General features: G+C 38.6%; 5 protein-coding genes and 14 tRNA genes. 1 reads left to right on the top strand and 18 read right to left on the bottom strand.

The window, feature by feature from the left end:
* Positions 1 to 264 precede the first annotated feature (264 nt).
* Positions 265 to 588 (top strand): DUF6241 domain-containing protein, encoded by a 324-nt coding sequence (locus tag NIE32_RS13945; RefSeq protein ID WP_253077478.1) that lies wholly within the window; start codon positions 265 to 267, stop codon positions 586 to 588.
* A 53-nt stretch (positions 589 to 641) separates the two neighbouring features.
* On the opposite strand, the gene NIE32_RS13940 is transcribed toward NIE32_RS13945, so the two are convergent.
* From NIE32_RS13940 to NIE32_RS13855, 18 genes are all read right to left on the bottom strand, one after another.
* Positions 642 to 1130: a VanZ family protein gene (locus NIE32_RS13940; protein ID WP_290443634.1), complete on the bottom strand. Its 489-nt coding sequence runs from the start codon at positions 1128 to 1130 to the stop codon at positions 642 to 644.
* Positions 1131 to 1480: 350 nt separating this feature from the next.
* The gene (locus NIE32_RS13935) at positions 1481 to 1828 is read right to left on the bottom strand and encodes a hypothetical protein (RefSeq protein ID WP_253077476.1); all 348 of its coding nucleotides are present in this window, start codon (positions 1826 to 1828) and stop codon (positions 1481 to 1483) included.
* A gap of 1 nt (position 1829) precedes the next feature.
* The gene (locus NIE32_RS13930; RefSeq protein WP_253077475.1) at positions 1830 to 2198 is read right to left on the bottom strand and encodes a hypothetical protein; all 369 of its coding nucleotides are present in this window, start codon (positions 2196 to 2198) and stop codon (positions 1830 to 1832) included.
* 199 nt (positions 2199 to 2397) lie between these two features.
* A tRNA-Leu gene (locus NIE32_RS13925) sits at positions 2398 to 2479 on the bottom strand.
* 32 nt (positions 2480 to 2511) lie between these two features.
* Positions 2512 to 2585 (bottom strand) — tRNA-Cys (locus NIE32_RS13920).
* Between the two features lie 6 nt (positions 2586 to 2591).
* Positions 2592 to 2666 (bottom strand) — tRNA-Gly (locus NIE32_RS13915).
* A 6-nt stretch (positions 2667 to 2672) separates the two neighbouring features.
* Positions 2673 to 2744 (bottom strand) — tRNA-Gln (locus NIE32_RS13910).
* Positions 2745 to 2748: 4 nt separating this feature from the next.
* Positions 2749 to 2824 (bottom strand) — tRNA-His (locus tag NIE32_RS13905).
* A 14-nt stretch (positions 2825 to 2838) separates the two neighbouring features.
* Positions 2839 to 2909 (bottom strand) — tRNA-Trp (locus NIE32_RS13900).
* Between the two features lie 12 nt (positions 2910 to 2921).
* Positions 2922 to 3003: transfer RNA gene (locus tag NIE32_RS13895), tRNA-Tyr, on the bottom strand.
* A gap of 52 nt (positions 3004 to 3055) precedes the next feature.
* Positions 3056 to 3128, bottom strand: a tRNA-Thr gene (locus NIE32_RS13890).
* A gap of 9 nt (positions 3129 to 3137) precedes the next feature.
* Positions 3138 to 3213: transfer RNA gene (locus NIE32_RS13885), tRNA-Phe, on the bottom strand.
* A 45-nt stretch (positions 3214 to 3258) separates the two neighbouring features.
* Positions 3259 to 3334, bottom strand: a tRNA-Asp gene (locus NIE32_RS13880).
* 4 nt (positions 3335 to 3338) lie between these two features.
* Positions 3339 to 3412, bottom strand: a tRNA-Met gene (locus NIE32_RS13875).
* Between the two features lie 6 nt (positions 3413 to 3418).
* Positions 3419 to 3494, bottom strand: a tRNA-Val gene (locus NIE32_RS13870).
* A 74-nt stretch (positions 3495 to 3568) separates the two neighbouring features.
* Positions 3569 to 3640 (bottom strand) — tRNA-Glu (locus NIE32_RS13865).
* Positions 3641 to 4019: 379 nt separating this feature from the next.
* Complete coding sequence (locus NIE32_RS13860; protein WP_253077474.1) at positions 4020 to 7088, bottom strand: EAL domain-containing protein; 3069 nt, start codon at positions 7086 to 7088, stop codon at positions 4020 to 4022.
* Between the two features lie 302 nt (positions 7089 to 7390).
* Positions 7391 to 7479, bottom strand: a tRNA-Ser gene (locus NIE32_RS13855).
* Positions 7480 to 7640 lie beyond the last annotated feature (161 nt).

The following is a 7640-nucleotide window of genomic DNA, read 5'->3' as shown; positions in this document are numbered from 1 at the left end:
CTCATGGTTGCTTATTATACTGAGTAAGTCCATCCTAAGCTACTGCCTTTTCTAGCATTATATTATCTTCCGTTTGATATTGAAAAATAAGTACTTCTAAAGCAGATATACCTCTTATGAGAAAAGTGAAAAGGGAGTTGATCCTTTATAATGTCAAACAAGCGAATTTTTTTTATCGGTTCGTCAATGCTTGTCATTTTGTTTTGATTGCTATTTTTATTATGCGTCCGTGGAATAGTTCATACTAAAGAGGTTTCCGTACCGTTGAAAATAAAAAGTACGGAATCCGAGGTAGAAAAAAATCCACCTGCCGCAAGCTATGATCCTGTTCAGAAAAATCCTTTTGGAGAATCTTGGATAAATCAAGGATCGATTGAAGATAGTGATGTTCAGCGCTATATGCTACGAATGGCAAAAGAAAAGAGCGGAATAACTGCTGATCGAGTAGAGTGGCTCTCATTCGCTATTTCGATTGACAAGATGGGTTTACGGCATAAATCCATTTATTCGGATATTCTGAAGAAATGGAAAGCACATGATTTTTCAACACTATCAAATGATAGAAATACACTCGAAAAATTAGAGTAGAAAGAGATCGTTTCATTCCTTCTGTCTAGACATGCGAATCTAAAGCCCGTTAATTATTTATTTGAAACTTCTTCACGTAAATTCTTAAAACTATTTCTCATTTTGTATCTAATTGTTTCATACCCCTTATATAATAATAGGGCTATAAATGCACTCAAAGTGTTTAAAATAACGTCATCAATATCAGCTGCTCTACCTAATCCCCAAGTATACTGAGAAAAAATTAATGCTTTAATTAATTGTAATAGTTCTATGCTCAGTGAAAAATAAAAAGCGATAATGACCGTTTTTCTATTGGATGCCATCTTAAATAGAAGGATAAAGAAGCAAAGAGGAGTTAATAAAAACAGGTTCCCAAGTACCTGAATAACGGTTGGCGCTGAGAATTGGACTAAATCATTAATGATGGTATGAAATGGGATAAAATTGATAACCTCAAATGGGAAGTGAAAAGGTCTAGTCATTTGATGGGATGCATAGGCTTGGCTCATAAAAAACACGTTAAAATATACAGTCCGCCCATAAAGTAGAAAAAAGTACATTTGAAATAACAGATACATGATGAGTTGATACATTGTGTATATTTGTATTTTTCTAGTAAATAAGAAAAATATCACCTCAATTATTATTAAGTTGATTATTAGATTGACAACATTGATTAAATTTAGATTAACGTAGTCTAAAAACCAATAGACAAAGGAAATAAATAATACAATGGCAAGCGAAATCAGCTTATAGTAGGAGCGAATTTTCACAAATAACACCAGCCTTTGTTACGTTCATCTCTTAAAGCCTTTAGATATTATTTTGATGGTTTCGTGACTTCTAATGTTGTTTGCCCACAGATACTCAATAAGAGGGGTGATATATGATAATAATTTTTGAGGAGTTTTCACAAGCGTTCGGCGGCCATTTGGTAAACTTTTTTATGATCTCTTGGTCCAATCGCTAATAAATACATTTCAATATAGTCTTTATGGACAATCGGGCGATAAACAACTCTTAGATTCATTGCACGAGGCTTTATCTTTGCATAACCGCTCAATTTACCTTCAAGGGATTTGGCAACACCATCTGGTACAAATTGTACGCCTTCCCTAATTCGTCGAACGATAACAGCAAGAATGCTGTTCCTACTCCCCTTATTGATTGCTTTGAGATCAGCAACGACTTTTTCATGAAGAGTCATTTCCACATTAAATTCTTCACGTACGTACAGTTGAAATTCTTTTAGATTCATATCAGTCTTTTGACTCCTTGATGACCTCATCAAAATCAAAATCATCATTAGAGAAAGCATCCGTAAATTTCAGTTTCGGTGTACCATCATTAAGACGCTTTATCGCTTCTTCCTCAATAATTTGATCAGCAGCCTGATCAACAGCTTCCTTATATCGAAGTAGATCCTCAAAATATTTTAAATCAATCATTGCTGCTTTAGCTTCCTTATTTTTTGCATTTTCTATAACAAAAACTTCATCGGTCGGCTGGACAAATTTCTGCAGAATTTCTGTCAACTTGTTTTTACGGGTCAGATCTGAAACGTTATAAACATTATGACGTAAGAAATTTAGCGTATCCGTTGTTACCGAAGGTTTTTCTTTATTCATAACGGTTGCCCCCATTTTTCATCTCTCCTTCATAGTATGTTCAAATCACCATTTAATTACACATTTATTGTAGCATATTATATGTGTTCTTTAAGCACATTTGTAATGCAAAACGTATATTACAACAAAAAAGCCAGCACTTTGATTCACTCAAAGCACTGACTTTTCTTGTTTACAAGGCTTTTCAGCCTCATTCTGATACCGGTGGTCGGGGTCGAACCGACACTCCCGAAGGAACATGATTTTGAGTCATGCGCGTCTGCCAATTCCGCCACACCGGCACAATCGTAAATATTGGCAGTAAGTAATTTAATGGAGGCGACACCCGGAATCGAACCGGGGATAAGGGTTTTGCAGACCCGTGCCTTACCGCTTGGCTATGCCGCCATAATTTGGAGCGGAAGACGGGATTCAAACCCGCGACCCCCACCATGGCAAGGTGATGTTCTATCACTGAACTACTTCCGCATAAAACTGGCCCAGCTGGATTCGAACCAGCGCATGACGGCACCAAAAACCGTTGCCTTACCGCTTGGCTATGGGCCAAAAATGGGGCGGTTAGTGGGGATCGAACCCACGCATGCCGGAACCACAATCCGGTGTGTTAACCACTTCACCATAACCGCCATAATAATTAAAGCAGGGGTAGTAGGAATTGAACCCACACTGGAGGTTTTGGAGACCTCTGTTCTACCTTTAAACTATACCCCTATAATATGTAAATGGAGGGAGAAGGATTCGAACCTTCGAACCCGTAGGGAACGGATTTACAGTCCGTCGCGTTTAGCCTCTTCGCTATCCCTCCATAATAATTAAAGGAATAGATATTAGCATCTATTGTTTATAATAAAAACAAATGCCGATCAGAGGACTTGAACCCCCAACCTACTGATTACAAGTCAGTTGCTCTACCAATTGAGCTAGATCGGCACGAACAAATGGTGGCTCGAGGCGGAATCGAACCACCGACACGAGGATTTTCAGTCCTCTGCTCTACCGACTGAGCTATCGAGCCATTATGTAAAAAATGAATTAATCATTATGAAAAATTAAAATAAAATGGCGGATCCGATCGGATTTGAACCGACGATCTCCTGCGTGACAGGCAGGCATGTTAACCCCTACACCACGGATCCATAATTGCGGGGGCAGGATTTGAACCTACGACCTTCGGGTTATGAGCCCGACGAGCTACCAGACTGCTCCACCCCGCGATGATATGGTGGAGGATATAGGGCTCGAACCTATGACCCTCTGCTTGTAAGGCAGATGCTCTCCCAGCTGAGCTAATCCTCCATATTGTTTTGGACAAGCCATCAAACACACTCAAACATTATATCACATGGCCTATCAAAAATCAAGAAAAACAATGACCCGTACGGGATTCGAACCCATGAACCCACCGTGAAAGGGTGGTGTCTTAACCACTTGACGAACGGGCCAGACAAGCATTTGTCATAACATCTTGCCGCCGACTCATAAAATATTATCATCAACCGATGAAAAAAGCAAGTGTTTTTTTAAAATTTATTTTAAAAAAATAACAACTCACTTAGTATACCCTAAATACGCCAAGAAAGAAAAGAACATTTTCATCATTTGTATTTCAACATGTCTGTATCCATTTCAAGCGACTAAGAAGAAGATCAATTTTGCATTGACTGAGCTTCGATTGCTCGCTTGCCAGGGCCGATCCGTGAGTCTCCTCATATACGCATGTTCTTTGCGGGATCTACACGGCTCGCTACTTCCGCAGGTGTCTTGCATCTTCACTACATTTTTTAGCGAAAACTTTAATATTTTCTTCTATGGACAACTCCATCAGCTATTGCTGACGGACTGCTGGAGGATTTTCCGTACAACCTCTGCGTCCAGTGGTCGATAAAAGTAATAGCCTTGAATTTCATCACAGTCCCATTTTCTCAGAAACTCAAGCTCCGTCTGATTTTCCACACCCTCAGCAATCATACGCATATCCAAATATTTGGCAAGATTAATGATGGCTTTGGCAATTCCCGCACCTTTTTCACTATGATCAATATCTTGAACAAATTGCATGTCCATCTTCAGCCGATCTACAGGTAAATCTTTTAACCGGCCGAGTGAAGAATATTTCGTTCCAAAATCGTCAATAGATAGCGAAACACCAATTGCCTTTAATTGATTCAATACACGAACAATGAACTCAAAGTCCTTGACCGTCGCACTCTCTGTAATTTCAAGTTCAAGCAGTGCAGGATCCAATCCTGTTTCGAGTAGAACTTGCTTCACCTGTTGCACCAGCAAGGGATTCCGCAGCTGTACGACCGATAAATTGACCGCCATACGTACTGGTGGAAGCCCTTGATCGATCCATGCTTTCAATTGCATACAAGCGGTTCGGAGCACCCATTCACCAATTTCGTTAATTAAGCCCGTCTGTTCTGCCAATGGAATAAATTCATTGGGCGAGATCATCCCATATTCAGTATGTTTCCATCTGAGTAGCGCCTCAAGTCCGATGATTCGTTCTGACTTCGCACCTACCTGAGGTTGGTAAAGGATCATAAATTCATTTCGCTCTTGTGCATGAAAGAGACTGCTGGTCAGAATCATCTTGAACTGCTGCTTCTCTTTCATTTCATTGGAGAAAAGGGTATATTGATTCTTTCCTTTATTTTTGGCCGCATACATGGCTGTATCGGCATTTTTAATTAAAGTTTCCGTATTTTGTCCATCTTCTGGGAATAACGCTAGTCCTATGCTTGCAGTGATGAATACTTCTTGTTCATGCAACATAAAGGATCCGTGAAATAAATCCAACATTTTCTTAGCAATCGTTGTTGCCTCAGTAGGATCGGATAGATCATTAAGCATGATGAGAAATTCATCCCCACCAAAACGTGAGACCGTATCAGACGGTCGCACACAATCGGTCAATTGTTCCGTAACTTTTTGAATTAATAAATCTCCAGCTTCATGCCCAATACTATCATTAACGTCTTTAAATAAATCGAGATCTAAGAAAACGATTGCAAGGCGATGATTTTTCTGTTTGACGTTTTTCATCGCTACTTCTGTGCGCTGATTAAATAATAAACGGTTAGGTAGTTTAGTCAGACTGTCATAGTAGGCCATAAAGTGAATTTTCTCTTCTGCATTCGCCTTTACAAGCGCATTCGCAATCACGTTAGATAAAATTTCGAGTAGACTCATTCGACTTGGGGTCCAACATTTTTCAGGTTTCTCCGATTCAAGCGTTAACCGCCCAATAGCTTCATCTTGAATAAAAATGGGTACTGATAATAAAGTAAAACTATTTCTCTCTTCAAGCGTTTTTCGAATGAGGTGAGCATCAGAGGGAATTTTTCGCAGATCTGGAATTTGAATGATACTTGTCTCTCCAAAATACCGTCCCAATTCTAAAGATAAGTCTACTCTCTGATCTGCACCTTTACTGTTCCAGTGGAGGTTCTGCATCAGTTTACTAGAAATATAGTCTTCTTTACTTATTTTTAATGACACATGTTCGATCTCAAAAAAAAGTCCCACTGTTTCAAGTAGCGAATGAATCTTATCCACAATATTTAAGCTGTTTACCGTAACGAAGTTCGTAGATATTTCTGATGCGATTTTCTGAACGTGAACTTGATCAGCATTCTCTGATAATCTCAGAATGTAGATTTTATGCACATAGAGAGCGAAAATAACGCCAACTGTGAGTATTGTGATTCTCCCTACGAAAACATCGTTCTGAATCGTGATGTGCAAACCCGGTGCAGCAAACCATAAGTAAATTTGCGTAAGATACATCGAAAGTATCGTTGCTTTAAGTAAAATACTTCTGTTAAAGATCAACGAAATAATAATCGTAATAAAAGGAAACGCCCAAATGACTGTATCCGTGTAACCAATCAATTTAACGATAAATAGTGGTGTCACCAGCATACTTACCAAACTATAAATGACTTCCATATTCACGTTATTCGTTGTGCATCGATAACTGATAGAAATAACGATTCCTAAAAGTGCCAAGAATCCGCCTGTACTTAGGCTAGATAGAAGCGATTCATTATGGGAGATCGAATATTGGCAAATAACATAGATCATGCCGCAGGCAACGAGCACGAGCGAAGAGATATGATAAACCTTAGAACGATTGGACAGATTTAAGATCAACTCATCCTCATCTACTCGATTATTATTCATTAGTCGGTACTTCCTAATGCAATAGCTAATTGTAGCAAGGAGTAAAATAAAGAGGATCGGTCCAAGTTGTGGAATATGTATGTACATCATCTGGCTATTAATCACATCCGTAAACGATCCACACACAAGGATCGACACAAATGTTGTAAAAATGATTCTCGCTTGCTTGATTATATAAGGCTTCTTTGCTTGTTTCTTCCATTGCCAGAGGAAGGCAAGACCTATTAGTGAATATGTGACAAAATAACAATAAAAGAAGACATCCCACCCATTTGTGAAGGCAATATTGGCCCATCCATGGTTTGTCTTTATAAAATGATATTGTATATTCGCCATTTTGCTTGAAAATCCAAAAACATAAATACATACTGCTGCAGGAAGGTAGAATATTGGATAAAACCATTTTTTCATTTTGATATCTTTTTCCGATATTACCAAAACAAACTGCAACAACGAACAATAAATTGCTCCCCAGCCGATCGCTGAAAATCTTCGCCAGAACAAGCAAGTACTTGCATCCGGAGCGATAATCGCAATCGAGAACCCAAAGGACCAAATGCATAGACAAATACAAACTGCAAAAAATACACGATTTAATTTTTTAGTAGGATTTTTAACTATAACAAAAAGTCCGAGAAGTGCACTAATCGAACAAACAAGTAGAAAAAGCATAGAAAAAAATACGGGAAATGAAGTTTCCACCTTTAAGTCTCCTTATGTAACGATGATACACGTATATTATAGTTCATTAATCCATATACAAGTTCATTCGTGTATGAAATACCAATAGTACATTACGAACATTTATTTCAAGGTATTTTCTTTGCATTCTGATTTTCCTTTTTTCTTTATCGAAAAATATTTCATTATTAAACTGATTTAATTTTCTTGATGAGCTTGACTGGTTATCATACTGCAACTAAGATCAAGTGTCCATTCTTTATTTCTGTAAAAAGAAAAAAGAGTTATATGCAGGATATCTGCATATAACTCTTTTTTTTCGACGGAGAGCGAGGGATTCGAACCCTCGAGACGGCCTTAACCGTCTACACGATTTCCAATCGTGCTCCTTCGGCCTCTCGGACAGCTCTCCAAAAAAGGCTTCACAACCAATTGTCAATTAGACCATTTGCTCCACTTCGACACTTATGGAGTGATCGACCGACAATTGCCGTGAAGCACAATCAATAGTTATATATCGCCTGGCAGTGACCTACTCTCACAGGGGGACAGCCCCCAATTACCATCGGCACA

This window comes from Sporolactobacillus kofuensis, assembly GCF_024125425.1.
Taxonomy (GTDB): domain Bacteria; phylum Bacillota; class Bacilli; order Bacillales; family Sporolactobacillaceae; genus Sporolactobacillus; species Sporolactobacillus kofuensis.
The sequence above is the reverse complement of the archived record's forward strand: the minus strand, read 5'-3'. Positions and strand labels throughout refer to the sequence as shown.